Source organism: Bacillus sp. G16 (genome assembly GCF_021282335.1).
Taxonomy (GTDB): domain Bacteria; phylum Bacillota; class Bacilli; order Bacillales; family Bacillaceae; genus Bacillus; species Bacillus inaquosorum.
In genome coordinates, this window is record NZ_JAJSOZ010000003.1 from 1 (window position 1) to 26933 (window position 26933).

Annotated in this window: 27 protein-coding genes; 18 read left to right on the forward strand and 9 right to left on the reverse strand. The window is 42.7% G+C overall.

Annotated features, from left to right (window positions below; translation table 11 throughout):
• Nucleotides 1-76: 76 nt before the first annotated feature.
• The 3 genes from LWH95_RS03960 to nprE form a co-directional block, all read right to left on the reverse strand.
• Nucleotides 77-850 (reverse strand): prolyl oligopeptidase family serine peptidase, encoded by a 774-nt coding sequence (locus LWH95_RS03960; protein ID WP_232919016.1) that lies wholly within the window; start codon nucleotides 848-850, stop codon nucleotides 77-79.
• Nucleotides 851-1054: 204 nt separating this feature from the next.
• Complete coding sequence (locus LWH95_RS03965) at nucleotides 1055-1489, reverse strand: Rrf2 family transcriptional regulator (protein WP_232919017.1); 435 nt, start codon at nucleotides 1487-1489, stop codon at nucleotides 1055-1057.
• A 99-nt stretch (nucleotides 1490-1588) separates the two neighbouring features.
• On the reverse strand, nucleotides 1589-3154 hold the full coding sequence (nprE, locus tag LWH95_RS03970; RefSeq protein ID WP_232919018.1) for a neutral metalloprotease NprE: 1566 nt from the start codon (nucleotides 3152-3154) through the stop codon (nucleotides 1589-1591).
• 290 nt (nucleotides 3155-3444) lie between these two features.
• Here nprE and LWH95_RS03975 point away from each other — a divergent pair, with 290 nt between their 5' ends.
• The 4 genes from LWH95_RS03975 to LWH95_RS03990 are packed head-to-tail and all read left to right on the forward strand — an operon-like array spanning nucleotide 3445 to nucleotide 6455.
• Entirely contained in the window at nucleotides 3445-5385 is a 1941-nt protein-coding gene (locus LWH95_RS03975) for a hypothetical protein (RefSeq protein ID WP_232919019.1), read from the forward strand.
• Complete coding sequence (locus tag LWH95_RS03980) at nucleotides 5375-5644, forward strand: hypothetical protein (RefSeq protein ID WP_133487574.1); 270 nt, start codon at nucleotides 5375-5377, stop codon at nucleotides 5642-5644. Before LWH95_RS03975 ends, LWH95_RS03980 begins: the two co-directional genes overlap by 11 nt.
• Nucleotides 5644-6165, forward strand: a complete 522-nt coding sequence (locus LWH95_RS03985; RefSeq protein ID WP_225515354.1) for a sigma-70 family RNA polymerase sigma factor — start codon at nucleotides 5644-5646, stop codon at nucleotides 6163-6165. Before LWH95_RS03980 ends, LWH95_RS03985 begins: the two co-directional genes overlap by 1 nt.
• Nucleotides 6162-6455 (forward strand): anti-sigma factor family protein, encoded by a 294-nt coding sequence (locus LWH95_RS03990; protein WP_148981700.1) that lies wholly within the window; start codon nucleotides 6162-6164, stop codon nucleotides 6453-6455. The genes LWH95_RS03985 and LWH95_RS03990 overlap by 4 nt, the downstream gene beginning before the upstream one ends.
• A gap of 41 nt (nucleotides 6456-6496) precedes the next feature.
• Here LWH95_RS03990 and LWH95_RS03995 read toward each other — a convergent pair whose 3' ends face one another.
• Both LWH95_RS03995 and LWH95_RS04000 read right to left on the reverse strand, forming a co-directional pair.
• Nucleotides 6497-7108 (reverse strand): hypothetical protein, encoded by a 612-nt coding sequence (locus LWH95_RS03995; RefSeq protein ID WP_019258310.1) that lies wholly within the window; start codon nucleotides 7106-7108, stop codon nucleotides 6497-6499.
• A 271-nt stretch (nucleotides 7109-7379) separates the two neighbouring features.
• On the reverse strand, nucleotides 7380-7568 hold the full coding sequence (locus LWH95_RS04000) for a YlaF family protein (RefSeq protein WP_003238768.1): 189 nt from the start codon (nucleotides 7566-7568) through the stop codon (nucleotides 7380-7382).
• 112 nt (nucleotides 7569-7680) lie between these two features.
• Here LWH95_RS04000 and typA point away from each other — a divergent pair, with 112 nt between their 5' ends.
• Together typA and LWH95_RS04010 are read left to right on the forward strand one after the other, a co-directional pair.
• Nucleotides 7681-9519: a translational GTPase TypA gene (typA, locus tag LWH95_RS04005; protein WP_003232278.1), complete on the forward strand. Its 1839-nt coding sequence runs from the start codon at nucleotides 7681-7683 to the stop codon at nucleotides 9517-9519.
• 56 nt (nucleotides 9520-9575) lie between these two features.
• The gene (locus LWH95_RS04010) at nucleotides 9576-9893 is read left to right on the forward strand and encodes a YlaH-like family protein (RefSeq protein ID WP_003238765.1); all 318 of its coding nucleotides are present in this window, start codon (nucleotides 9576-9578) and stop codon (nucleotides 9891-9893) included.
• A 55-nt stretch (nucleotides 9894-9948) separates the two neighbouring features.
• Here the strand turns inward: LWH95_RS04010 and LWH95_RS04015 are convergent, their stop codons facing one another.
• Both LWH95_RS04015 and LWH95_RS04020 read right to left on the reverse strand, forming a co-directional pair.
• Nucleotides 9949-10158 carry a YlaI family protein gene (locus LWH95_RS04015; RefSeq protein ID WP_003238763.1) on the reverse strand — a complete coding sequence of 70 codons (210 nt, stop codon included), beginning with the start codon at nucleotides 10156-10158 and terminating at the stop codon, nucleotides 9949-9951.
• Between the two features lie 82 nt (nucleotides 10159-10240).
• Entirely contained in the window at nucleotides 10241-10870 is a 630-nt protein-coding gene (locus LWH95_RS04020; protein ID WP_060398559.1) for a YhcN/YlaJ family sporulation lipoprotein, read from the reverse strand.
• Between the two features lie 154 nt (nucleotides 10871-11024).
• Between LWH95_RS04020 and LWH95_RS04025 the strand changes: the two genes are divergently transcribed.
• The gene (locus LWH95_RS04025; RefSeq protein WP_003238759.1) at nucleotides 11025-12353 is read left to right on the forward strand and encodes a PhoH family protein; all 1329 of its coding nucleotides are present in this window, start codon (nucleotides 11025-11027) and stop codon (nucleotides 12351-12353) included.
• A 2-nt stretch (nucleotides 12354-12355) separates the two neighbouring features.
• Here the strand turns inward: LWH95_RS04025 and LWH95_RS04030 are convergent, their stop codons facing one another.
• A complete protein-coding gene (locus LWH95_RS04030; protein WP_232919020.1) occupies nucleotides 12356-12841 on the reverse strand; it encodes a peptidyl-prolyl cis-trans isomerase in 486 nt (161 codons plus the stop codon).
• A gap of 102 nt (nucleotides 12842-12943) precedes the next feature.
• Between LWH95_RS04030 and glsA the strand changes: the two genes are divergently transcribed.
• The 5 genes from glsA to LWH95_RS04055 all read left to right on the forward strand — a co-directional run bounded on the left by glsA (nucleotide 12944) and on the right by LWH95_RS04055 (nucleotide 19630).
• Nucleotides 12944-13873, forward strand: coding sequence for a glutaminase A (gene glsA, locus LWH95_RS04035; protein ID WP_084992584.1), 930 nt, complete (start codon nucleotides 12944-12946; stop codon nucleotides 13871-13873).
• Between the two features lie 97 nt (nucleotides 13874-13970).
• Nucleotides 13971-14252 carry a YlaN family protein gene (locus tag LWH95_RS04040; protein ID WP_003221339.1) on the forward strand — a complete coding sequence of 94 codons (282 nt, stop codon included), beginning with the start codon at nucleotides 13971-13973 and terminating at the stop codon, nucleotides 14250-14252.
• Nucleotides 14253-14457: 205 nt separating this feature from the next.
• Nucleotides 14458-15669, forward strand: coding sequence for a cell division protein FtsW (gene ftsW / locus LWH95_RS04045; protein ID WP_003238755.1), 1212 nt, complete (start codon nucleotides 14458-14460; stop codon nucleotides 15667-15669).
• A 74-nt stretch (nucleotides 15670-15743) separates the two neighbouring features.
• Nucleotides 15744-19190: a pyruvate carboxylase gene (gene pyc, locus LWH95_RS04050; protein ID WP_019258317.1), complete on the forward strand. Its 3447-nt coding sequence runs from the start codon at nucleotides 15744-15746 to the stop codon at nucleotides 19188-19190.
• A 299-nt stretch (nucleotides 19191-19489) separates the two neighbouring features.
• Nucleotides 19490-19630, forward strand: a complete 141-nt coding sequence (locus LWH95_RS04055) for a hypothetical protein (RefSeq protein WP_232919021.1) — start codon at nucleotides 19490-19492, stop codon at nucleotides 19628-19630.
• A gap of 18 nt (nucleotides 19631-19648) precedes the next feature.
• On the opposite strand, the gene ctaA is transcribed toward LWH95_RS04055, so the two are convergent.
• Nucleotides 19649-20569, reverse strand: a complete 921-nt coding sequence (ctaA, locus tag LWH95_RS04060) for a heme A synthase CtaA (protein ID WP_003238753.1) — start codon at nucleotides 20567-20569, stop codon at nucleotides 19649-19651.
• Nucleotides 20570-20923: 354 nt separating this feature from the next.
• Here ctaA and cyoE point away from each other — a divergent pair, with 354 nt between their 5' ends.
• The 6 genes from cyoE to ctaG all read left to right on the forward strand — a co-directional run bounded on the left by cyoE (nucleotide 20924) and on the right by ctaG (nucleotide 26931).
• On the forward strand, nucleotides 20924-21841 hold the full coding sequence (gene cyoE, locus LWH95_RS04065; RefSeq protein ID WP_003238752.1) for a heme o synthase: 918 nt from the start codon (nucleotides 20924-20926) through the stop codon (nucleotides 21839-21841).
• A 240-nt stretch (nucleotides 21842-22081) separates the two neighbouring features.
• Nucleotides 22082-23152 (forward strand): cytochrome c oxidase subunit II, encoded by a 1071-nt coding sequence (gene coxB / locus LWH95_RS04070; protein WP_232919022.1) that lies wholly within the window; start codon nucleotides 22082-22084, stop codon nucleotides 23150-23152.
• Nucleotides 23153-23184: 32 nt separating this feature from the next.
• Nucleotides 23185-25053: a cytochrome c oxidase subunit I gene (ctaD, locus tag LWH95_RS04075; RefSeq protein ID WP_232919023.1), complete on the forward strand. Its 1869-nt coding sequence runs from the start codon at nucleotides 23185-23187 to the stop codon at nucleotides 25051-25053.
• Nucleotides 25053-25676: a cytochrome c oxidase subunit III gene (ctaE, locus tag LWH95_RS04080; protein WP_003221354.1), complete on the forward strand. Its 624-nt coding sequence runs from the start codon at nucleotides 25053-25055 to the stop codon at nucleotides 25674-25676. The genes ctaD and ctaE overlap by 1 nt, the downstream gene beginning before the upstream one ends.
• 2 nt (nucleotides 25677-25678) lie before the next feature.
• Complete coding sequence (ctaF, locus tag LWH95_RS04085; protein WP_003238744.1) at nucleotides 25679-26011, forward strand: cytochrome c oxidase subunit IVB; 333 nt, start codon at nucleotides 25679-25681, stop codon at nucleotides 26009-26011.
• A gap of 26 nt (nucleotides 26012-26037) precedes the next feature.
• Nucleotides 26038-26931, forward strand: a complete 894-nt coding sequence (gene ctaG, locus LWH95_RS04090) for a cytochrome c oxidase assembly factor CtaG (protein WP_232919024.1) — start codon at nucleotides 26038-26040, stop codon at nucleotides 26929-26931.
• Nucleotides 26932-26933 lie beyond the last annotated feature (2 nt).

Consider the following 26933-nt stretch of genomic DNA (forward strand, 5'->3'; position numbering starts at 1 on the left):
TATTAATAGTAAATTATAGCATAAATAAAATTTTTTGTCAATGTTTTTGCTCTTTCTTCAGTCGTATGAACTTCCTTTATTTCATATGCTTACGTTCATTCTTTAGATAGCAGTTAAAAAAATCTTTTACAATGTTAAGAGTATGATGCTGGGTAAAACCGATATGTCCGGCCTCTTTTATTTTATACATAATGGCATCGTGGCCTGCTTTTTTTAGTCCGTGATAAAATTCAGCGCTTTGCTCATACGGAACGACGTCATCCTGATCACCATGCATAATAAGAATTGGCGGCGTCTTGCGATGTACATATTCAATAGGGCTGGCTTTTCTGGCTTTTTCCTTATGTTCCTGAATTGCCCCGCCAATAAGCTTTGATTCAGGAGAATGAGGGGAGTCATGGTCAAAAATAGACGGATATCGGCTCATTGTCAGTAAATCGGTCGGCCCAAACCAATCTGCAATGGCATGCACTCGACTCGATACATGTGCATATTCCCGGTTTCCATCGAATTCTTTTAATCCTTCAGTTAATCCCAGCAGTAGAGCCAAGTGCCCGCCGGAAGAATCTCCCCAAACCCCAATGTTTTGCGGATCAATATTGTATGCTGAAGCGTTGGCTTTTAAAAAACGTACTGCTGTTTTTACATCCTGCAGCTGAGCGGGGAAGACTGCATCGCCGCTTCCTCTGTACTGCACACTTGCGACGGTGTACCCCTCTTTTGCAAATTCAGCAAGCTGAGGCAAAAAGGCGTATGTATCCTGTTTTGTCCAGTCCCAGCCGCATCCTTGTAAATAAATTATTAAAGGGTAGGTTTCTTGGTTGCCTTTTTTGTCAAACAACGCATCCATTGGATCGCGGCGCACCAACAAATTTAATGTAAGAGTAGTATTTTCTACGGTTGAAAATTAAATATCAGGAATAAGTTGTACATATGAATTAACATTTTGCTCCCAATGAAGTTCTTTTATTTCTTTCATCTCATCAACTCCAGTATGAAATAGGGTTTATCTGTTGTAATAAACTTCATTACAACGGTTATAAAAAAAGTATGCTTACTGTGAAGCATTCCTTTTTTGAACGATTAATTCAGTCAGTTCTTTTACGCTTGTTTCCTTCAATATATTCTCCATGGCGTCTTGGGCTTTTAATAAAATGAGCTCGAGAACACGATGAATATTTGCTCCGACCAAGCAGTTTGGGTTGGGATTTTCATGGGAGTGAAAAAGCGCGCCTTCTTCAACAACTTCAGTGGCCTTATAGATGTCGTATAAAGTGATGACGTCTGCATCTTTTAATAAATAAGCCCCACCCGAACCCCTTTTCACATCGATTAGACCTGCTTTTTTTAATAAGCGGCTGATTTGGCGGATAATGACTGGATTGGTATTTACGCTGTCAGCCATTTGTTCTGAGGTGAGGTGATCCGTCCGCACATTTAATAGAGACAACATATGTACGGCTATCGTGAAGCGGGTGCTGATTCTCATGGTATCATCCTTTCGTTGTAATGATTATAATTACAACAGAAAAGAAAATCAATACATGTAACGAAAAAAAGCCTGAGAGATCTCAGGCTTTTTCTAATATTACAATCCAACAGCATTCCAGGCAGCTTCAACTTTAGCGGCATCAGTTGAGCCGTACAGATCACGGGCAGACTGAATAAGAGCTGCCTTTGCATCTTTGAACGTGGAAGAAGGCGTGAGGTACGTTGTTAACGCACGGTAATAGATTTGCTGTGATTTAGATACACCAAGCTTTGTAATGGTATTGTATGCGGCTTTGTTTGGAATTCCGCTGTTTATGTGTACGCCGCCATAATCGCCTTCATCTGTGTTTGGAAGGTTTTGATAATTGGCGTAATTGTCAGGCTGATCATATTTTGTCGGATTGGACAGGCTGCGGAGAGCAGGCTGGCTGACTGTAATGTCTTCACCAATGTCCCAGTCTTCTGTATCTGTAAAATAACCGAATACGTCAGAGAATGATTCGTTTAATGCCCCCGGCTGATTTTCATAAATCAAGTTGGCCGTTTCTTGAGTGACGCCATGTGTCATTTCATGTGCTGTCACATCTAATGAGCCGGAAAGCGGAGAGAAGAATGATCCGTCGCCGTCACCGTAAATCATTTGATCGCCTGTCCATGCAGCATTGTTATACCGAGTGCCATAGTGAACGGAAGAAACGATTTTACTGCCTTTGTTATCATAGCTGTTCCGTTTAAATGTTGAATAAAAATAATCGTACACTTTACCAAGGTTATAGTGGGCGTCAACGGCTGCCCGCTGAGATGAAGTTGTAAATGTATTAGTTGTGCTTGAGACAAGCGTTCCCGGAAGGCGGCTTTGTCTGTTTTGCAAGTCATATGTGATGATTTGAGTGCCTGTTGGTTTTGAAAGATCTCTTAGAACGTATTTTCCGCTCTCATAAGAGATGTTCAAAGGAACGGTTGCGCCCTTTAGAGTTGTTCCGCTTCCAGTGGCGGCAGCGTGTTCTACTTTATTTTGCTGTTTTAATATGCTGCCTGTTTCGGCATCAACTAAGACTTCCCAGTTTGCAGGTTCAGGCTCGATATAGCGAATCGTCACATCGTAAGCAAGACGATAGCTGCCGTCCTTTGTTTCTACCGCTTTTAACTCGGCTTTATCACTGTTTTTGGCCGTTCCGTTAGAAACAGCGTCAGGTGATTTGCCGATGGCTTTGAAAGCGAGTGCCAGCGCTTTTTCAGAAGAGACTTTTTGGCTGTTTTCTGTTTTGCCAGCAGATTGATTGTGTAATTCGCCATTGATCGCATAGACATTATCGGATTTATCGACGTGAACGATCACTTGTGAATCTTTAATAGGCACTCCGTTAACCACAGGCGCATATCGAAAGTGCTTGTACCCAAGGGCATCAGTCGTGCTTTCGACAAGCTTCAGCCTTTTGGTAGGATCACCTTTAAAAATGTTGCTGTTCTTCTTCAAAAACTGTTTGACAGCCTTGTCATTTGGTGCAGATAGTTCTGATTGCGCAATTGCGTTTTTGGAGAGGAAATTTGTTTGATTTTCTTTAAGCTGATGACTTTCAGCAGCCTGAACACCAGGAAGGCTGATTGACAAACTCATAAACGAAGCAGCGACAGCAACAGACAATTTCTTACCTAAACCCACAATAAATCCCCCTTTTTGAAAATACTGAAAAATCTTTATATCGTTATATTAAACTAGCATTCTGGAATACTCAACAAAAACTAACATAACTAGACAAAATTGATAGAATTGTCCTGTGTTTATTTTTGCTGAATAATATCAAGATGAGTCATGGGTCATGTGATAGTGCATTGCAAGTGTTATGTCTTTTTACATATCAAGGAGAAGATGAGAGATTTTTTTGTTTCTTATTGAAACTTTTTGACAAGCCGGCTGTCTAACCGACTGAGGCCTTAATAAGAAGTAAAGGATTGTTGTTCTTGTTGGAGTTATTCAGTCATTATGTATTGCATTTCGAACGTTATTTTATATTAAGCAGACAAAGCACCTTGCTGATTCAATGGTCCATTGTTGTTCTTGCGGGCTTATATCTATTGGTGCATCATCCTAAAATAAACCGGTACCGCACAATGTTCTTGGCAGGTGTCTTATTGCGGATTGTTTTGCTGGCCGGGGTATCTGTTGAACTCATTCATCAGGTACAAGTAACAAACTTTTCTAGCGCTTACTTGAGGGATGATGGAAATGAACTGCTGCCGCTGTTGCATTTTTTGTTATACGGATACGTGCTGCTGACGGCTTTTCACTATATGCTTGTGCTTCGTGATCATGGCGGAAAAGGCATGTTTTATACGTTTGATCTTGCCGTTGTCAGTTTGCCGATTGTACAAATGATATTCAGTTTCTTTTCGTTTTTGAAGGAATTCCCTGATGGGATCGAGCCGATTGATTTCGTGTTCCTGTTTTTAATCATCATTCTACCTATTTTGTTGAATGTACTGTTTTTCAAATTGTATTGGAGAACAAATAAGATTTTACTGGGTTTATTTTATACGCTGATTATCGGACTGCTTGTCCTGCTGCTTGCGCCATATCCTGAGCATATCTCGATTGACTATGGTGCAGTGATGCCATATACGATTTATTTGACAATGGAGGGATTTTTGATGAGCTATCATCTGTTCCAAAAGTCAGGAAAGGTTTATGTGCGTGTGAATAAGTGGCTGACGATGGCTGTCATTGTGTTTTTTATCTTGCTCTTAAATCCGATATATAACGTAGGAACGGCTGCTTTCGCTGTATCAAAGCCAGCAAATGTCCACGATTCATTCAATTTTGTAGGAGAGCACATTTCATCAGAAAAAGCGGAACAGATACTAAAGTCATTTTTTCCTACGGATGAGACATTGTATTTGCATGATACAAAGATGGATGTGCATTATTTCTACTCATTTGAAAGCATGAGCTATGAGGCTGAAGTGGATGAGGTGTCACAGCTGATTCTTAATTATCAGTACTTGAAAAAGCCGCGGGGAAAAACGCTGACTGATCAAGAGTACGTCCGGAAATCCGTTGCTTTCCTTGAACGGCATGGCCGTGTGTTAAACAAGGATCATGTCGAAACAGCGGTATCCAAAGAAGATGGCCAGACAGTCGTACATATATTCTTGAAAAATCAATTTCATAAAAAAGATAACGATGATGAAGGCACAGTATTTTATTGGGAAAAGGAAACCTTAATGGGCTTTGGTGAAGATCCTTCTATTTATCAGCTTAATACTCTTCAGCATGTTCATATCACAGAACGAGACATACACGACAAAGTGAAGGAAATGTTTGCAGTTTTAAACATACCGAAACAGCCTTATCAGATCACAGATATTGAAAGCAACAGCCTGCTTGGAAGTTTAGTGCAAGTTGAAACAAAAGACGGAATTGTTTTGGACTTTGAAAGCGAATCCGGCAGTTTACAAAGTCTTTCGCTTCCAACGAAAAAGAATATCTCATTGACAAACAGTCGGCTGCAACAGCAAATATTATTGGTCTTCGGTGCTGATGTATCAGAAATGAAGAAAAAAAGCAGGCAGAGTGATACGGTGGTGTATCATGACTCTTCTAAAACGTACGAGCTTTTTGAAGATCAAGGGCTGCTTAACGTTTATGTTTACAGCGATACACGCGATAAATCATTTCCTTATACGTATCGTGATGGAAAATTGGCTTATGAAAAAGTAGCTGCTGCATATCGGGATGTCATTTATAAAAAGCGCATGCGTCCGATTATCATTCAAAGAGGAAATGAACGCCATTATGCATGGCTGATCATTATTCAGCCGTTCGGGTCAAACCGCCATGATGCTTACGTGGTGGATGGAGAAACACAAGAGGTGAAAAGTCTTTATGAATCATAAAGAAAAAGAGTCTGTTTTTTTAGATTTATACGACCTATATAAAGAGGGTGAGCTAGAGGATGAATCAATGGAATGGATGAAACAGCATGAGCCCTTATATCAAAAGAGCGCGGACGGCTTAAAGAGTGAATCTTGTTTCAAGAGAAGCCCGGGTGCTGAAGAAGAGAACCAAATTAGACATATGAAAGTATACCTGTCTTCCATGTATATCTGTTTCATTTTATTGGCCATCTGGATGACGGTGTGGTTTTACTTTTAATGAAGCATAGGGATTCTATTGAGGACTTGTATCGACAGTATTACCAAGAAATTTTGAATTATTTATTCAGAAGGACTCATCACCTTGAAACAGCCAAGGACTTAGCGCAGGACACGTTTATGAAAGCTCTAAACGGTTTGTCTTCGTTTAGGGGGCATTCTTCCATCAGAACGTGGCTTTATACAATTGCACATCACACCTTTGTTAATTGGTACCGCAGGGATGTCAAATACCAATTTACTGATATCAGCAAAAATGAAGGGTTAACGCAGACAACTTATGAACAGCCTGAACAGTATCTGTCACGGATGGTAAAAAACGAAACACTTCGGCAGGAGCTCCTGCAGTTAAAGGATCAGCATCAATCCGTTTTGATTTTAAGAGAATTCCAAGAGCTTTCTTATGAAGAAATCGCGGAGATATTAGGATGGAGTCTTTCAAAGGTGAAAACCACACTTCACCGGGCCAGATTAGAGCTTAAGAAAAACATGGCGAAAAGAAGAGAGGAGGAGGGGATATGACCTGCTTTCTAGTAAGAGACCTGCTTCCTCTGTATCTTGAAGGTGATTGTAAAAGAGAAACGGAACACGTCATTGAAGAGCATTTAAAAAACTGCAGCAGCTGCAGAGAAATGTTTGACATGATGGCTGAGCCTTTTGAATTGGAAGGTGAACAGGCCGTTGAGGAGAATTTTCTGCCGGAAGAGGAAATACGGTTTAAACAGAGGTACTACGGTTTGCTGATCGTTAAAGCTGCCTGCTGGTTTGGAGCGGCGGTTGCCGTGATGCTGATCATCAAACTGCTGATATAAGGAAAAGCGCTTGCCGGAAAACGGACAAGCGCTTTTTTAGATTAAGCTTGGGGATGAATCATTTCGTAGATTGCGGCAAGCTGTTCTTGTGACAGAGCACCGAAGAGTTTTTCGTAAACGTCAGCTTGCAGAGGTGTCGCGCCTGCTTGTACCGCTGCATCTTTATCATAGCTGTATACACCGTCCTGTAATACAATTGCTGCTTGAAGAATGTGGATCTTTAGGGAAACAGCAGAGAAAAATTGTTCAAGTGCGAGTGCTTCTTTTTCTGTGAAGCCAAGTTCAATTGCTTTTTCTGTATCAAATTTGTAATTTCCATCTTCGACATACACACATTGTGAAACAACATTGAAAAATTCTGATGTCGACTCCCATAATGTTGCGATTACTTGAGCCTCTTCTTTTGTCATTCCTAGCTCGACAGCTTTTTCACTGTCAAAATAATACACACCGTCTTGTTCGTATATACATTGATTTAATATATCAATGAATGTATTGAGATCTTCGTTTGTGATTGTCTGATGTTGAACATGAACAGCAGTGTTATCAGCCAATGTTTTTGCGCTGGCTGCATCAGGGCCGAACGTTAATAGAGCAGCTGAGGTCATTGCGGCAGTCGTTAGCATAGCTTTTTTTACAAATGTTTTCTTCATGTTTCTTCTCTCCCTTTTATGAATTGTGTTACAAATTCCATTATAGGGAGAGATTAGTATGAGAAAAATAGGCTCTATGGTATTTTATGTATGTCGTTGCCGAACTACTTTTGGCCGTCACATGTGTAATCGTTAGAACGATTGTCTATGTATGGATCCTGTTTTGCATCTTCCCGACTAAGAAACAGGGGAGATAAGACTTAATGAAATAAAAAACACCGCTTTCTTTGCGGTGTTTTTTGATTACAATGTCTCCAGCGGGGCAATGCTTTTAATCAAGCAAGCCCTGCTCGCGCATTTTCTTTTTTAATGTAAATCCGCCGCCCATAACGGCGCAAACAAGTACAATGCTGGCTGCAATGCCTATTGCGCTTTTTTCAGCGATAAAGACGCCGATCAGCATAATGCTGAAAACCGCTGCAAATGCAAATAATAGTAAAAGCCAATTCATTTTTTTCATATTTTCCATCCCCTTTTACGTCTTATAATAAGTTTACAGAAAAACGTGACGCTTTTAAAGAGGATGTGTGGTATAATATGAAAGTTATCTAATTTTATTAGGAGATGAAAAAGTGAAACTTCGAAATGATCTTCGCAACATCGCGATTATTGCCCACGTTGACCATGGGAAAACGACTCTAGTCGATCAGCTTTTACATCAGGCTGGTACGTTCCGTGCCAACGAACAGGTTGCTGAACGCGCAATGGACTCTAATGATCTTGAACGCGAACGCGGCATTACAATTTTGGCGAAAAATACTGCGATTAACTATAAAGATACACGCATCAATATTTTGGATACCCCTGGACACGCAGACTTTGGGGGAGAAGTAGAACGAATTATGAAAATGGTTGACGGCGTAGTGCTTGTCGTTGACGCATATGAAGGCTGTATGCCTCAAACTCGTTTCGTTTTGAAAAAAGCTCTTGAGCAAAACCTGAACCCGGTTGTTGTTGTAAACAAAATTGACCGTGACTTTGCTCGTCCTGAGGAAGTTATCGATGAGGTTCTTGATCTGTTCATTGAGCTTGATGCTAATGAAGAGCAGCTCGAGTTCCCAGTAGTATACGCTTCCGCGATTAATGGAACAGCGAGTCTTGATCCAAAACAGCAGGATGAAAACATGGAAGCTTTATATGAAACGATTATTAAGCATGTTCCGGCACCTGTTGATAATGCAGAGGAGCCGCTTCAATTCCAAGTTGCCCTTCTTGACTACAACGACTATGTAGGCCGTATCGGTATCGGACGCGTTTTCCGCGGCACGATGAAAGTCGGCCAGCAGGTTTCTCTTATGAAGCTTGACGGAACGGCTAAATCATTCCGTGTAACAAAAATTTTCGGTTTCCAAGGCTTAAAGCGTGTGGAAATTGAAGAAGCAAAAGCGGGAGACCTCGTTGCGGTTTCCGGTATGGAAGATATCAACGTTGGTGAAACGGTCTGTCCTGTAGACCATCAAGATCCGCTTCCGGTGCTTCGTATTGATGAGCCGACACTTCAAATGACATTTGTCGTAAATAACAGTCCGTTTGCAGGCCGTGAAGGCAAATATGTAACGGCCCGTAAAATCGAAGAGCGCCTTCAGTCACAGCTTCAGACGGATGTGAGCTTGCGTGTCGAGCCTACAGCTTCTCCTGATGCTTGGGTTGTTTCCGGACGCGGTGAGCTGCACTTGTCAATTTTAATTGAAAATATGCGCCGTGAAGGCTATGAGCTTCAGGTGTCAAAACCTGAAGTTATCATCAAAGAAATCGACGGTGTACGCTGTGAGCCTGTTGAGCGTGTACAAATCGATGTTCCTGAAGAGCATACAGGTTCTGTCATGGAATCAATGGGTGCCCGCAAAGGCGAGATGGTTGATATGATCAATAACGGTAACGGCCAAGTCCGTCTCATCTTTACAGTTCCTTCCCGCGGATTAATCGGTTACTCTACAGAGTTCCTGTCATTAACACGCGGATTCGGTATTCTGAACCATACGTTTGACAGCTACCAGCCGATGCAGGCGGGCCAAGTCGGCGGACGCCGTCAAGGTGTGCTTGTGTCAATGGAAAACGGAAAAGCGACATCTTATGGTATTCAAGGAATTGAAGATCGCGGTGTCATCTTCGTTGAGCCGGGTACTGAAGTATACGAAGGAATGATCGTTGGAGAGCATAACCGTGACAACGATCTTGTTGTTAACGTCAGCAAAATGAAACAGCAGACGAACGTCCGCTCTGCGACAAAAGATCAGACAACTACAATCAAAAAAGCGCGCATCATGTCTCTTGAGGAGTCTCTAGAGTACTTAAACGAAGATGAATACTGTGAAGTAACACCTGAATCCATCCGTTTAAGAAAAAAAATCCTCAATAAAAACGAACGTGAAAAAGCAGCTAAAAAGAAAAAAACAGCAGGATTGTCTTAATCTCTTGCAGAATTTGAAAAGATAGAACCCGCACGTTTGCAGGGGAGGGAATCTTTTTGAATGACGTAAATGAACGCCTGTCGTTCTTCGCCGCTCTATATCAAGTAGACCGGCAGCCTGCGGCAGGCATGTGGCTGCTGTACGGCACGATTTTTGTGTTGGCCGTTATTGTGTTTAAGCTTGGTTTTGCTAAACGGCTTCCGGTATTAAAATCAGCAGTGGTGTATGTATTTCTGGCTTTGGGCTGCACTGTTTTGACCTTTTTAGGAGTGTTTTTGCCCGTGGCAGAGGGATTGGTCGTCGCTGCGCTGATTTTAATCATTTACAAAATTCGGCTGTATCAGTCAAAAAAAGGACAGTCTGCAAAATCATAAAAAGACTCAGCTGAGAAGCTGAGTCTTTTTTGTTCTGTATGGTAAAGCGGTTGCTTTATTTTTTGACTTTTTCTTTCTTCTGCTGTCCCGGATGAAAAGTGAATTTTCCCGTTTTCAGCCGTTCTTCTGTTTTTTTGGTAATCCGGTCGTGGCATTCCTGACACATATATGTATGGATTGGGCGGTTTCGAAGCCGTTTCGCGATCAGGGTATCATCATCAATAGTTTCAATTTTATCGCAAATAGAACATTGGACCCTCATCATATCACCTCTTTCACTAACATGTATTATAGCACGGATCAGAAGCTGTCCAAAATAAGAAAAAGCTAAAGCGCGAGGCTATAGCTTAATCATTGGTATTCTTTTTCATATGATGATCAGATTGATCGTTTTGCTCCTGATCCATTTCCTGCTGTTGCTTTCTGTTTAATTGATCATTTTGCTGCTTTGTTTGCGGCTCGTCTTCATTATCAATCACATCGTTAGGCACTTCCGGAAGCACTCGGCCGACAATCGCAGCCAATTCATCTAATATGCCTGTCACTGGACGGCCTTCACTGATCTCTCTGCTCATTTCATTCAGGCGGCTGACCGTATCTGGGTCAGCAATGACAACCGCGTTGGCGCCGTATCGATCATTTTTTAGAGCTTGGGCTACAGAATATTTAATGGTTTCCACTTTGCTTCTGTCCAAAGTATCATCGACGTCAATCCCCACAACGGCATATCCTCCGAGCACAACGGCTGTTGCATCCTTGACATCAGGGATTTTTTCAGCAACGCTGACAAGATGCTTGGCAATATCCGTTCTTGTTCCATTGTCTTTTGTCTCCTGAGTTGTGTCCTTTACGTGAATCGGTTTGGTTTCCTGCTGTCTTGTTGATTCTTCTTCAACATTTTGATCCTGTCTTCCTTGCTGGTAGGCACATGCGGACAGGATAAGCGTCAGCTGTATGATAATGAAAAGAATTCGCACTTGCGGGTTCCCTCCTTGAGATACATTCATTAATTTTATTGTTGAATTAACCTTCTATCTTTATGCACAAAAACATATATTTTAGCAGGCATTCACCTTTTTCATCGTAAGAGAAGCAGGAAGAACTTTGACCCTTATATCAGGAGGCTGAGACTTGAGTAAAATTTATGTGTTAGATACGAATGTGTTATTACAGGATCCTAACGCGATATTTTCTTTTGAAGAAAATGAGGTTGTCATCCCTGCTGTTGTATTAGAAGAGGTTGATTCAAAAAAACGGTATATGGACGAAGTTGGGAGGAATGCAAGGCACGTATCTAAGCTGATCGATGCGCTAAGGCAAAAGGGCAGGCTGCATGAGCAGGTCCCGCTCCACACTGGGGGCACACTGAGAATTGAACTGAATCATCGTTCGTTTCACCAGCTGCAAGAGATCTTTATTGAAAAAACGAACGATAATCGTATATTAGCTGTTGCGAAAAACTTAAGCCTTGAGGAAGAAACGAAGGAAGATGGCAGGGCGGTTATCCTTGTCAGCAAGGATGTATTGGTCAGAGTTAAAGCAGACGCAATCGGGCTGCATGCTGAAGATTTCTTAAATGACCGGGTTGTGGATAATGATGAAATGTACAGCGGCTATAAGGATTTATATATCAGCCAGCAACTGCTCAGCTCTTTTTATGGGAAAAATCAAATTTCAGTAAATGATTTAAAACAGCACGCATTTTATCCGAATCAATTCGCATTAATGAAGGATGAGCTGGGAGGATCATCCTCAGCTGTCGGAATTGCAGATAAAACAGGAAAGGTCTTAAAAAGGCTTGTATTTGATGATGAACATGTATGGGGAATCAGGCCGAAAAATGTACAGCAGACAATGGCATTAGAGCTTTTGCTGCGTGAAGATATTCCGCTCGTCACCCTGATCGGAAAAGCAGGAACCGGCAAAACGCTTTTAGCATTGGCGGCGGGGCTATTGCAGACAGAAGACTTAGGAATATATAAAAAGCTGGTCGTCGCAAGACCGATTGTTCCTGTTGGCAAAGACATCGGATACTTGCCCGGCGAAAAAGAGGAAAAGCTAAAGCCTTGGATGCAGCCGATTTTTGACAACTTAGAGTTTCTGTTTAATGCGAAAAAACCGGGGGAGCTTGAGGCCATTCTGTCGGGTATTGGCTCAATTCAGGTTGAGGCGCTGACTTATATCAGGGGGAGAAGTATTCCAGATCAATTTATTATTATTGATGAAGCACAAAATTTGACCAGGCATGAAGTGAAAACGCTGCTGACGAGAGTCGGTGAGGGCAGTAAAATTGTCTTAATGGGCGATCCTGAACAAATTGATCACCCATATTTAGACAGTTTGAACAATGGTTTGGCCTATGTGGTTGAGCGATTTAAAGGACAACCCATCTCAGGCAGCGTGAAGCTGTTAAAAGGTGAGAGATCAGGTCTCGCTCAGCTGGCCGCTGACTTGCTGTAATACTAAACGATTTCAATTTCTTTTATATGGGTGATCGGCTGTTCGTGATCAACTGGATCTTCAAAGTAAATATGTACGGGGCCACCTTCTTGAATCGGCTCGCCTGCTTCACTGAAATGGACAATACTGTTCAGAGCGGTTTCAAGAGGAACGGCGGCCTTTCCCGAACTTGTGACGAATACGCATTGTGTCGCGGAGCTGAGCGGCTCGGCATTTTTCAGAACAGTTCCAAGTTTCATTGCGAAACTGCCGTTCATCAGTTTTTGCTTCTCGAATTGTTTTTCCGTCTTTAATGTTGGCGGCGCAATCCGGCCTTCTCTGATCACGCGTTCAGGATCAAGATCCGATTCATCCCCGGCTGATTGTAAATGTATGTCTTGACCGTCCCCTTTGCGGTCAAACGAAAATTTGCGATCATCAAAAATCCATACACTCGGATCAATGGTGATCGGATATGTAACATTGCCTTTTACTTGTATAACACTCATGATATAACCCCCTTCTCTCAAAATTATAAAAGTTTTCGCATGAATTGTCACTTTGTGTACAAATTATGTGTATTGAAATGCTCAGGGAGCGAGGGTGGTTGCATGGTATGCCGGCATAATGACGAGCTTGAAGCCTTAGTAAAAGAGGCAAAAAAGGTGACAGACAAGGGGGAAGTAGCCAGCTATATTCCCGCCTTGGCAAAAGCTGATAAACACGATCTGTCAGTGGCGATTTATTATTCCAATAATGCTTGTCTGTCAGCGGGTGACGTAGAAAAAACATTTACGCTTCAAAGTATATCGAAAGTCCTCTCACTTGCATTGGTGTTAATGGAATACGGCAAAGATAAGGTCTTCAGTTATGTCGGACAGGAGCCGACCGGTGATCCGTTTAATTCAATTATCAAGCTGGAAACAGTGAATCCGAGCAAGCCGTTAAACCCTATGATCAATGCCGGGGCATTGGTCGTGACAAGCTTGATTAAAGGGAAGACGGTGAAAGAGAGACTTGATTATTTGCTTTCTTTTATCAGAAGGCTGACAAACAACCGAGAGATTACATACTGCCGGGAAGTGGCTGAATCCGAATACAGCACGTCAATGATTAATCGGGCAATGTGTTATTATATGAAGCAGTACGGCATTTTTGAAGATGATGTAGAAGCTGTAATGGATTTATACACGAAGCAATGTGCGATTGAGATGAACAGCCTGGACTTGGCGAAAATCGGATCTGTATTCGCGCTGAACGGCAGACACCCTGAGACTGGGGAGCAAGTCATCTCAAAAGATGTTGCGAGAATTTGCAAAACGTTTATGGTGACGTGCGGAATGTACAATGCAAGCGGGGAATTTGCAATTAAGGTCGGAATTCCTGCAAAAAGCGGCGTATCCGGAGGGATTATGGGCATTTCGCCTTACGATTTCGGGATCGGCATTTTCGGCCCGGCATTGGACGAAAAAGGGAACAGCATTGCGGGTGTAAAGCTTTTGAAAATAATGTCTGACATGTACAGGCTGAGTATTTTTTAATTTATGGCATCTGCTTAAATCCTCTTGCATTTTCTGCTCATACCCTTTATGATAAATAGAAGAATTAGGTACTCGCCTGGGGAACGGAGGGATACTTTTGGCTTCAGAGATGATAGTTGACCATCGGCAAAAAGCTTTTGAGCTCTTAAAAGTTGACGCTGAGAAGATTTTGAAGCTGATCCGAGTACAAATGGATAACTTAACGATGCCTCAATGTCCTCTATATGAAGAGGTTTTAGATACTCAAATGTTCGGGCTTTCGAGGGAAATCGATTTTGCTGTCCGCCTGGGATTGGTTGATGAAAAAGACGGTAAAGACCTTTTATACACATTGGAGCGCGAATTGTCTGCTTTACATGACGCGTTTACAGGTAAATAAATGATAAAACTCAAACTTATTAACAGTTTGGGTTTTTTTATAACCGCTAATTTTCTCTCATCTCCTTAAAGACGGTCTTTTTTTACACATTCCTTCCGAATCGTATAGAGATTCTTCGTCTCGTTTGATAAATTGTAGTAAAATAAAAAAAAGAAATACATAAAAACCATAGATAATGGAAGTTAGAAGCAGGGAAGAGGATGTTATGTTAAAAAAAATGCTAAAATCTTATGATTACTCACTGATATTCGCAATTGTTTTATTATGCGGATTCGGTTTAGTGATGGTATACAGCTCAAGCATGATTACGGCTGTTTCTCGGTATGGAGTAAGCAGTAATTTTTTCTTCATGCGGCAGCTGTTTGCTTTAATTGCGGGTGGCGCTCTTTTTATTCTCATGGCTTTGTTTCCTTACAAAGCACTGGCTCACCAGAAGTTTCAGAAGGGGATGCTGCTTGTTTCTGTTCTGGCGCTTATCTCGCTGTTCGTATTCGGGCATGTTGCCGGAAACGCACAAAGCTGGTTTAAAATTGGCGGATTGAGTTTGCAGCCGGGCGAATTTGTCAAGCTGGTGGTCATATTATATCTTGCAGCCGTATACGCCAAAAAACAAAGCTATATTGATCATCTGTTAACGGGAGTGGCGCCTCCAGTGGTGATGACAATCATTCTTTGCGGATTGATTGCTATGCAGCCTGACATCGGTACAGCGTCGATTATCGCTTTAATTGCAACATGCATGATTTTGTGCTCAGGTTTCAGCGGAAAAACGTTGGTAAAGCTTATTTTGTTGGGCGGGATTGTTTTAATACTGGTCAGCCCGATTATTTATTTAAATAAGGACAAGATCCTAACAGAAAAGCGTTTAGATCGTTTTGAGAGCCTTGAAGACCCGTTTAAATATGCGGATTCATCAGGATTACAAGTGATCAATTCATATTATGCGATCGGCTCAGGCGGTATTTTCGGTCTGGGACTCGGTGAAAGTATTCAAAAATACGGATATCTGCCTGAATCACATACTGACTTTATCATGGCCGTGATTGCTGAAGAACTAGGTATTTTTGGGGTATTGTTTGTGATTTTCCTATTGGGTTTTATCGTAATAAAAGGCTTTTATATTGCCAGGAAATGCGAGGACCCGTTTGGAAGTCTTCTAGCGATCGGCATTTCGAGCATGATCGCCATACAATCGTTTATTAACCTTGGCGGTGTCAGCGGATTAATTCCGATTACGGGGGTTACGTTGCCATTTATCAGTTACGGGGGCTCTTCTTTAGTGCTGCTGCTGGCGAGTATGGGGATATTAGCGAATATCAGCATGTTTGTGAAATATTCAGAGAATAAGAAAAAGAGAGAGCCCTTGGCGCCGAAGGGAATGAAAAAGAAACAGCTCAAAAAAACTGTTTATCTGTAAAAAACAAGTGTGTACATGGGAAGGATATTTCGCTATGATAGATTATATTCCATTCGGGTAAGGGGGAGAAAAGTTTGTCTCAGCAAACGATACAAAAAGTATTAGTAGCAAACAGGGGAGAAATTGCAATCCGAATATTCCGGGCTTGTACCGAATTAAATATTCGTACTGTTGCGGTCTATTCAAAAGAAGATTCCGGTTCCTACCATCGGTACAAAGCGGATGAAGCATACCTGGTCGGTGAAGGGAAAAAACCGATTGATGCTTACCTGGATATTGAGGGTATCATTGATATTGCGAAAAGAAACAAAGTCGATGCGATTCATCCGGGATACGGTTTCTTATCTGAAAATATCCATTTCGCGAAACGATGTGAAGAAGAAGGCATCGTATTCATTGGTCCAAAATCCGGGCATCTAGATATGTTTGGTGACAAGGTAAAAGCGCGTGAGCAGGCAGAAAAAGCCGGAATCCCTGTGATTCCCGGAAGCGACGGTCCTGCAGAAACGCTTGAAGCAGTCGAACAATTTGGACAAACTAACGGTTATCCGATTATCATTAAAGCTTCGCTTGGCGGCGGCGGCCGCGGTATGCGGATTGTCAGATCTGAAAGTGAAGTCAAAGAAGCATATGAGCGTGCAAAATCAGAAGCAAAAGCAGCCTTTGGCAATGATGAAGTTTATGTAGAAAAATTGATTGAAAATCCGAAACATATTGAGGTTCAGGTGATTGGAGACAAGCAGGGCAATGTCGTCCACCTTTTTGAGAGGGACTGTTCTGTTCAAAGACGCCACCAAAAAGTCATTGAAGTGGCACCGAGTGTCTCGCTGTCACCTGAATTGAGAGATCAGATTTGTGAAGCGGCAGTTGCGCTTGCGAAAAATGTAAACTATATAAACGCAGGTACGGTTGAATTCCTTGTTGCAAACAACGAGTTCTACTTTATTGAAGTAAACCCTCGCGTACAAGTTGAACATACGATTACAGAAATGATTACAGGTGTCGACATTGTTCAAACACAGATCCTTGTTGCCCAAGGGCACAGCCTTCACAGCAAAAAAGTAAATATTCCTGAGCAAAAGGACATTTCTACAAACGGCTATGCCATTCAGTCACGGGTTACGACTGAGGATCCGCAAAATGATTTCATGCCTGATACAGGAAAAATCATGGCTTACCGCTCAGGCGGCGGTTTTGGTGTCCGTCTTGATACCGGAAACAGCTTCCAAGGAGCCGTAATTACGCCGTATTATGATTCACTTCTCGTTAAGCTATCCACTTGGGCTTTAACGTTTGAACAGGCGGCGGCCAAAATGGTCCGAAACCTTCAGGAGTTTAGAATCAGAGGCATTAAAACAAACATTCCGTTTCTTGAGAACGTTGCAAAGCATGAGAAGTTCCTGACAGGGCAATATGATACATCTTTCATTGATACAACACCTGAATTATTTATTTTCCCTAAACAGAAAGACCGCGGAACGAAAATGCTCACTTACATCGGCAATGTGACAGTGAACGGGTTCCCTGGAATCGGTAAAAAAGAAAAACCGGCGTTTGACAAGCCGTTAAACGTAAAAGTAGACGTTGATCAGCAGCCTGCCAGAGGGACAAAGCAAATTCTCGATGAAAAAGGTGCTGAAGGGCTTGCGAAATGGGTTAAGGAGCAGAAATCTGTCCTTTTAACTGATACGACATTCAGGGATGCCCACCAATCGTTATTGGCGACGAGATTCAGATCTCATGATTTGAAAAAAATCGCGAATCCGACGGCTGCTTTATGGCCTGAGCTATTCAGCATGGAAATGTGGGGAGGCGCGACCTTCGATGTAGCTTACCGATTCCTGAAAGAAGATCCGTGGAAGCGTTTGGAGGACCTTCGCAAGGAAGTGCCGAACACCTTATTCCAGATGCTGCTTCGTTCATCAAATGCGGTCGGCTATACGAATTATCCGGACAATGTAATTAAAGAATTTGTCAAGCAATCGGCTCAAGCCGGTATTGATGTGTTCCGTATTTTCGACAGCTTAAACTGGGTAAAAGGGATGACGTTAGCCATTGATGCTGTTCGGGATACCGGCAAAGTGGCAGAAGCAGCGATTTGTTACACGGGAGATATTCTTGACAAGAACCGCACGAAATATGATCTTGCTTATTATACGTCGATGGCGAAGGAGCTTGAGGCTGCCGGAGCCCATATTCTCGGAATTAAAGATATGGCGGGACTGTTAAAACCGCAGGCTGCATATGAACTCGTTTCTGCATTGAAAGAGACGATCGACATTCCGGTTCACCTTCATACGCATGATACGAGCGGTAACGGTATTTTTATGTATGCGAAAGCTGTTGAAGCCGGCGTTGATATTATAGACGTGGCGGTCAGCTCAATGGCGGGATTAACGTCTCAGCCTAGCGCGAGCGGATTTTATCATGCGATGGAAGGCAACGCCCGCCGTCCGGAAATGAATGTTCAAGACGTTGAATTGCTGTCCCAGTATTGGGAGTCAGTGCGTAAATATTATAGTGAATTTGAAAGCGGAATGAAGTCTCCGCATACTGAAATTTATGAGCACGAAATGCCTGGAGGCCAATACAGCAACCTGCAACAGCAGGCGAAAGGAGTAGGCCTTGGCGACCGCTGGAATGAAGTTAAGGAAATGTACAGACGCGTCAACGATATGTTCGGTGACATCGTGAAGGTAACGCCTTCCTCTAAAGTAGTCGGAGATATGGCGCTCTACATGGTGCAAAATAATCTCACTGAAAAGGACGTTTACGAAAAAGGCGAATCATTAGATTTCCCTGATTCTGTAGTGGAGCTTTTCAAAGGAAATATTGGCCAACCACATGGCGGATTCCCGGAAAAACTCCAAAAGCTGATCTTAAAAGGCCAGGAGCCGATTACGGTCAGACCGGGAGAGCTGTTAGAGCCGGTATCCTTTGAAGCAATCAAACAGGATTTTAAAGAGCAGCATAACTTGGAGATTTCAGATCAAGATGCTGTGGCGTATGCCCTTTATCCTAAAGTCTTCTCTGATTATGTGAAAACGGCAGAAAGCTATGGAGACATTTCGGTATTAGATACGCCGACATTCTTCTATGGCATGACCTTAGGTGAAGAAATAGAAGTGGAAATTGAGCGCGGAAAAACATTGATTGTCAAGCTGATTTCAATCGGTGAGCCTCAGCCTGATGCCACTCGCGTCGTTTATTTCGAACTGAACGGACAGCCGCGCGAGGTTGTCATTAAAGACGAAAGCATCAAGTCTTCCGTTCAGGAAAGGCTGAAAGCGGACCGGACAAACCCAAGTCACATCGCAGCTTCTATGCCTGGAACAGTTATTAAGGTATTGACTGAAGCAGGTACAAAAGTCAATAAAGGTGATCATTTGATGATCAATGAAGCGATGAAGATGGAAACAACGGTTCAGGCGCCTTTCTCAGGAACAATCAAGCAGGTTCATGTCAAAAATGGCGAGCCGATCCAAACGGGAGATCTTCTTCTTGAAATTGAAAAAGCATAATAAACTGGAGTGTATATCATTGGATATACACTCTTGTTTTTTTTAAAGCGGAGTGAAACCGTTGAAAGTGTGTGTATGGTTTTAAGGCTTGAAGACAATTCAGCACTGTCACAAGTCATTTTCTATTCAAAACAAAAAACAGAACTTATCTGCTGCCGATCTTTCAGGTAGATCAGTACTTTATAAACTTGAAGTATGATATAAGCTATGAATATCTCTTTAAGACTCAATCTGTTTTTTTTTAAATGAGGCGCGGCAAAAGGCTTTACCTGCACATTTTTTATCATGAAGCGATACAGATGGACTCATATGAAATTGATGAGTTTTCTATAATCAGGATGATGCAGGTTACGGAGCGCACCGATCCGCTCATTGATCATCAAGTTCAGCGACTAGCGATGGAAGCGTATGAAGCGGCAAAAAAAAAGACCAAAGCGTAGGGCTTTGGTCTAGAGTCGTTATGATTGTCTGGATTCATAACGGAAACGTGCAATTAATAATAAGAAATAGCATAGAACGCCAAACAGGCAGGCTATAAAGAACGAGTGGGCAAGTGCAAAACCCAGAGCGAGTTCAGTGTATACGATCATAATACCGGACAGCGCCTGTAATGTGATAAAAATAAGACATGAGATCCAGCCCCAAAAGATCTGTTTTTGATCTTTATAGGAAGTAATAGCATGAACAGCGGCAACAATAATCCATACAAACAACAGCAAGGCTGCTGCTCTGTGGCCCATTTGCACCCATTCATGGAATTGAGTCGGAAGTCCATTGTTCAGCGGACTGCACAGCGGTACATCAGGACATGCCAAGCTTGACTCGGTATGTCTTACATATGCACCAGTATACACAACGATATAGGAATATATTAAAATCCCTATCATGTGAAATTGCATTGTTTTGCCGATTTGAAGTGGCTTAACCAGTTTTCTAACTGATTTATCAGCTTCAAATATGAGCAATGTCAAAATGAGCACTGAAGCGAAAGAAATCAATGAGATGCCAAAGTGAAGCGCCATAATCAGCGCGTTTGAACCGAATACGACAGCCAATGCGCCAAGCAGTGCCTGTAGAAATAAAAAGATAATAGACATGATCGCGAGAAACGTTGTTTCACGGAAAATAGGCGTGATTTTTCTCCAAGACCAAAACGCAAGGCTTAACACAAGGATAATAGAAATCCCGCTTGCGAATCTGTGGCTCCATTCAATAATTGAAGCCGGATTCAGTTCAGGGAAAAAACGGCCGTGACACAGCGGCCACTGTCTGCCGCATCCTTGGCCGGAACCTGTTTTTGTAACGAGGGCACCCCCGATTAAAACAATAAGCATGACAAATGTTGTCAGAACACCGAGAGCTTTTAATGCTTTATTCATACAATATTCACCTTCTCAACATACTGCTGCAATTTTATATACGTTCCAAGTGTAAGCGAATATGTGTTTTGTGGCAATTCTTAGAGCCTTTTGTTCACAAAAATATAATAGAATGACGGCTTCCGGAAAATGTACACTTGATTATTCATGCCGGGTCTGATAGAAATAAGGTAAACGCACTGCCGATTTGGTGATTGCCTTCATCTTTGGTAAAATTCATAAAAAGTTCACAAATAAATTCCTGTTTGTCGTTTAATATTTAATAGGATGTTTTTTTACAAGATGTTATCTTGTATGATAGAGTTGCAGGTTTTTTTATTCTCCTGCGTTAGGTTTGTAAGGGAGGTTTACGTTATGGCTAACTCCAGAATCTTAAATGATACAGCTATAGACGGACAAATTGAAGAAACAACGGCATGGAAAGATTTTCTGTCCCTTATTAAAATAGGGATCGTCAATTCTAATCTCATCACGACTTTTACTGGAATGTGGCTTGCTCTGCATATTTCCGGTTTGAGTTTTTTAGGCAATATAAACACCGTTCTTCTTACGTTAATCGGATCTTCTTTGATTATTGCGGGCTCATGCGCGATCAATAACTGGTATGATCGGGATATCGATCATCTTATGGAACGCACGAAAGTAAGACCGACGGTTACGGGTAAAATTCAGCCAAATCAGGCGTTATGGTCTGGAATTTTGCTGGTTGCTTTAGGATTGATCATGCTGCTGATGACAACTGTCATGGCTGCCGTTATCGGTTTTATCGGAGTCTTTACGTATGTTGTATTGTACACAATGTGGACGAAACGCCGTTATACGATTAACACAGTAGTAGGAAGTGTTTCCGGTGCAGTGCCGCCGCTTATTGGATGGACGGCAGTGGAAGGCAATATCGGTGTCGTAGCATGGGTATTATTCATGATTTTATTTATTTGGCAGATTCCTCATTTCTTAGCATTGGCTATTAAGAAAACGGAGGATTACAGAGCTGCAAATATTCCGATGCTTCCTGTTGTATACGGGTTTGAAGTGACAAAAAGACAAATTATTGTGTGGGTTGCGTGCCTGATGCCGCTTCCGTTTTTCCTTGGAAGCCTTGGCCTTCCGATTGTCATCCTCGGCTTGCTGTTAAATATCGGCTGGCTGATTCTCGGCTTGATGGGCTTCCGCTCCAAGAATATCATGAAGTGGGCAACACAGATGTTCGTTTACTCGCTCAATTACATGACAATCTATTTCGTTGCCATGGTTGTCTTGACTCTTTTCTAAAAAATAGATACGTTGCTTGTTTTATTGCTTCAAAATAAACGATGACAACTAGTAAATGCCGCCTTGACCTCTTGTTTAATCAGGCGGCTTTACTTTTATACATAGATGGCATTTTGAGTAAAAACACTCATAATTTAAGAGAAGAGGAAATGTAAGTGCTTTATTGGTGATAGGCTGGATTGCGATGGATTTCGAATCTGCTTTCCGCCTTTGTATTGACCAGAAAAGGGGTTGGGTGAAATGGTAAAGCATTGGCGTCTTATTTTATTATTAGCCTTAGTGCCGCTTCTATTAAGCGGATGTGGAAAACCTTTTTTATCCACGCTCAAGCCTGCTGGCGAGGTGGCTGATAAACAGTATGACCTGACAGTGCTCAGCACATTGATTATGGTGGTTGTTGTTGCAGTAGTATCTGTTATCTTCTTTTATGTGATTGTGAGATTCAGAAGATCACGGGTTGGTGAGAACACAATACCGAAACAGGTAGAGGGGAACAAATTTTTAGAAATCACATGGACCGTGATCCCGATTTTGCTGCTCATCATTCTTGTGATCCCTGTCGTATTATATACGCTTGAGCTAGCAGATACATCACCAATGGATAAGAAAGGCCGCAAAGCCGAGGATGCTCTCGTAGTCAATGTCCGGGCAAATCTATATTGGTGGGAGTTTGAATATCCTGATTACGGCATTATCACAAGCCAGGAGCTGATTGTGCCGACAGACCAGCGGGTATATTTTAATTTAAAAGCTTCAGATGTAAAACATTCCTTTTGGATTCCCTCGGTTGGAGGAAAACTTGATACGAATACGGATAATGAAAATAAGTTTTTCCTGACATTTGATTCAAAACGAAGCAAAGAGGCAGGAGATATGTTTTTTGGGAAGTGTGCAGAGCTTTGCGGCCCTTCACACGCGTTGATGGATTTTAAGGTAAAGACGATGTCTGCAAAAGAATTCCAGGGCTGGACAAAAGAAATGAAAAACTATAAGTCTACAACAGAGAGTGATTTGGCTAAGCAGGGCGAAGAACTGTTTAAAGAGAAGAACTGTCTGAGCTGCCATGCGGTAGAGCCGAATGATAAACGTGCAGAAGCAGCAAGAACGGCACCTAACTTAGCGACCTTCGGTGAAAGGGCAAAAGTGGCAGGGGTGAAAGACGCCAACGAAGAAAATGTGAAGGCTTGGCTGAAGGATCCTGAGAGCATAAAACCGGGTAACAAAATGACAGGAACATATCCGAAGCTGTCAGACAGTGAAACAGATGCGCTTTATGAATACTTAAAAGGGTTAAAAGCGGAAAGCAAGTAGGGAAGAAAGGGAGATATTGGGGGAGGTCACATATGTTGAATGCGCTTACAGAAAAGCGGACGCGCGGATCTATGCTTTGGGATTATTTGACGACGGTGGACCATAAAAAAATCGCGATTCTTTACTTAATCGCCGGGGGATTCTTCTTTCTTGTCGGGGGAATTGAAGCGATGTTTATCAGAATTCAGCTTGCAAAACCTGAAAATGCTTTTCTCAGTGCCCAAGCGTACAATGAAGTAATGACAATGCACGGGACGACAATGATCTTTCTGGCTGCGATGCCGCTTTTATTTGCCTTGATGAATGCGGTCGTGCCTTTGCAGATTGGGGCTCGCGACGTTTCGTTTCCATTTTTAAACTCGCTCGGTTTTTGGCTCTTCTTTTTCGGGGGCATTTTCTTAAATCTAAGCTGGTTTTTGGGCGGAGCACCAGACGCGGGCTGGACATCATATGCCTCACTTTCGCTTCATTCTGCAGGGCACGGTATAGACTTCTTCGTCCTCGGGCTGCAAATATCAGGGCTCGGGACGCTGATAGCCGGGATTAACTTTTTGGCCACGATCATCAACATGAGGGCTCCGGGCATGACGTACATGAGGCTGCCTTTGTTTACATGGACGACATTTGTGGCCTCGGCATTGATTTTGTTTGCATTTCCGCCGCTTACCGTCGGATTGGCTCTGATGATGCTGGATCGGCTGTTCGGCACCAATTTCTTTAATCCGGAGCTTGGCGGGAATACGGTCATTTGGGAGCATTTGTTTTGGATCTTTGGCCATCCGGAAGTGTATATCTTGATTTTGCCTGCATTCGGTATTTTTTCAGAGGTCATTCCTGTGTTTGCCAGAAAGCGTTTGTTTGGGTATTCTTCAATGGTTTTTGCCATCGTGCTCATTGGTTTCCTGGGCTTTATGGTTTGGGTGCACCACATGTTTACGACAGGTCTCGGGCCGATTGCAAATGCGATTTTTGCAGTTGCGACAATGGCTATCGCGATTCCGACCGGGATTAAGATTTTTAACTGGCTTTTGACCATCTGGGGAGGAAATGTAAAGTATACAACTGCTATGCTGTATGCCGTCTCCTTCATTCCGTCCTTCGTCCTCGGCGGTGTGACGGGGGTCATGCTGGCAGCGGCTGCTGCTGATTATCAGTTCCATGATACGTATTTTGTGGTAGCGCACTTCCACTACGTCATTATTGGCGGCGTGGTATTCGGCCTTTTAGCCGGTGTTCATTTCTGGTGGCCGAAAATGTTCGGTAAGATTCTGCATGAAACGATGGGGAAAATTTCATTTGTATTGTTTTTTATCGGCTTTCATCTCACGTTTTTTATTCAGCATTTTGTCGGTTTGATGGGGATGCCGCGCCGGGTTTATACGTTTTTGCCAGGCCAGGGTCTTGAAACCGGCAACTTGATCAGTACGATCGGGGCGTTCTTTATGGCGGCAGCTGTTATTCTTCTGCTGGTCAATGTCATTTGGACATCAGTAAAAGGTGAATATGTCGGAGCCGATCCTTGGCAGGACGGACGTACGCTTGAATGGACCGTTTCTTCACCGCCGCCGGAGTATAACTTTAAACAGCTTCCTTTTGTCAGAGGGCTTGATCCGTTTTGGATTGAGAAGCAGGCAGGACACAAATCAATGACACCGGCTGAACCGGTTGATGATATTCATATGCCGAACGGCTCAATCCTGCCGTTCATCATTTCCTTCGGCCTCTTTGTCGCAGCGTTTGGTCTGCTGTACAGAACCGATCACGCTTGGGGGCTGCCGGTGATCTTTATCGGGCTCGGCATCACATTTATTACGATGCTGCTTCGCTCAGTAATTGATGATCACGGCTATCATATTCATAAAGAGGAACTGCCGAACGATGATAAAGGGGTGAAGGCATAATGCAAATTGAAGAAAAATTCACCGCAGAAACCTTTCCAGCTTCTCCCGAAAAAGTAACACTGGAAGGGAAAAATAAATTTTTAGGTTTTTGGCTTTTTCTTGGGGGAGAGACAGTTTTGTTCGCGTCTCTCTTCGCAACGTTTCTTGCACTCAGGAATTCAAACGCCGGTGATCCGCCTACGACGGAAATGTTCGATGTAACACTTGTTTTTATCGCCACAATGCTATTGTTAACGAGCAGTTTAACGAGTGTGTACGCGATGTACCATATGAAGAACTTTTCCTTCGGCAAAATGCAGCTTTGGCTGGGAATTACGATCTTATTAGGGGCTGGCTTTTTAGGACTGGAAATCTATGAGTTTAAGCATTATACCCATGAGTTTGGCTTTACCATCACAAGCTCTGCGCTCGGTTCCGCGTTTTACACGCTTGTCGGTACACACGGCGCCCACGTGGCATTTGGGCTTATGTGGATCAGCACGCTGATGATCCGTAATGCCAAGAGGGGGCTGAACCTGTATACGGCGCCTAAGTTTTATGTTGCCAGTCTTTATTGGCACTTTATTGATGTCGTGTGGGTCTTCATCTTTACCGTTGTATATTTAATGGGGATGGTGGGATAAACATGGTCGGTAAAAAAAGCAGAGGGCATATCAACAGCGACCTTGAATTTAAGAAAAAGAAGCATGCTCAGGAGATGAAATATCAGGTTCTGTCTTTTGGCTTAATGATCGGTCTTACGATTGTTGCATTTCTGACTGTGGCAACGGACGGTGTCGGCAGCTGGTTTACGATTCCTTTCATTATTCTGCTTGCTGCAGTTCAAGTCATCTTCCAGCTGTATTATTTCATGCATATGAATCAAAAAGGGCATGAGGCGCCGGCACTGTTTTTGTATTCAGGGGTGTTTGTCGCGTTCATCACTGTGCTTGCGTTTGTCACAATTATATGGTGGTAATTTGAACAGCCGCCGGAGGTGAAGAAATGAATCAGTTAGAGGTATTTGGGTTTCGCGCGATGTGGAGCCCTTATCTTTTTTGTATCCTGTTGGGCATTACGGTGCTTTATCTCTTTTTTTACAGGCGAATGTCTTCAAAGCCTGAACGGATAACAGGTAAAGAGATGATGTGCTTTCTGTCGGCGATGCTGTTTTTATATGCAGCCGAGGGAAGCCCGGTTGATCTGCTCGGACATATTATGTTCAGCGCGCATATGGTGCAGATGGCTGTGCTGTACTTGGTCGTCCCGCCGTTATTGATCGCGGGAATTCCTGCATGGCTCTGGGGAAAAATCATTTTCAAGCCTGCCATTAAACCGGTTTTTTTATTTTTCTCGACGCCTTTAATTGCTTTGCTTTTATTTAACGGCATTTTTTCTTTATATCACGTTCCGTTTATATTTGATGCTGTCAAAACGGATCCGTTTTACCATACGTTAATGACTTGGCTTATCTTTGTACTTGCGTTTTTGATGTGGTGGCCGCTTGTTCATAAGGTAGAGCGTCTCCGGCAGCTCAGCGGCTTGATGAAGCTGGGATATATTATGGCGGACGGTATACTGCTCACGCCTGCTTGCGCACTGATCATGTTCAGCGGTGCGCCGTTATACGCCACCTATACAGATCCGTCTGCGTGGGCTGAGGCAATGAAGCTTTGTGTGCCTGCAGATATGATGGGGCAGGTCCCATTAACAGGACCGGAGATATTCAATACACTGCCATTGTTAGAGGATCAGCAGCTCGGAGCGGTTATGATGAAAATCATTCAGGAAATTGTGTACGGTACTTTTTTGGCGATTATTTTTTTCCAATGGGTGAAGAAAGAAAGGGAAAAGGACGGGCAAGAGGAGCCGCCGTATATTCAGCAAACGATATCATAAAA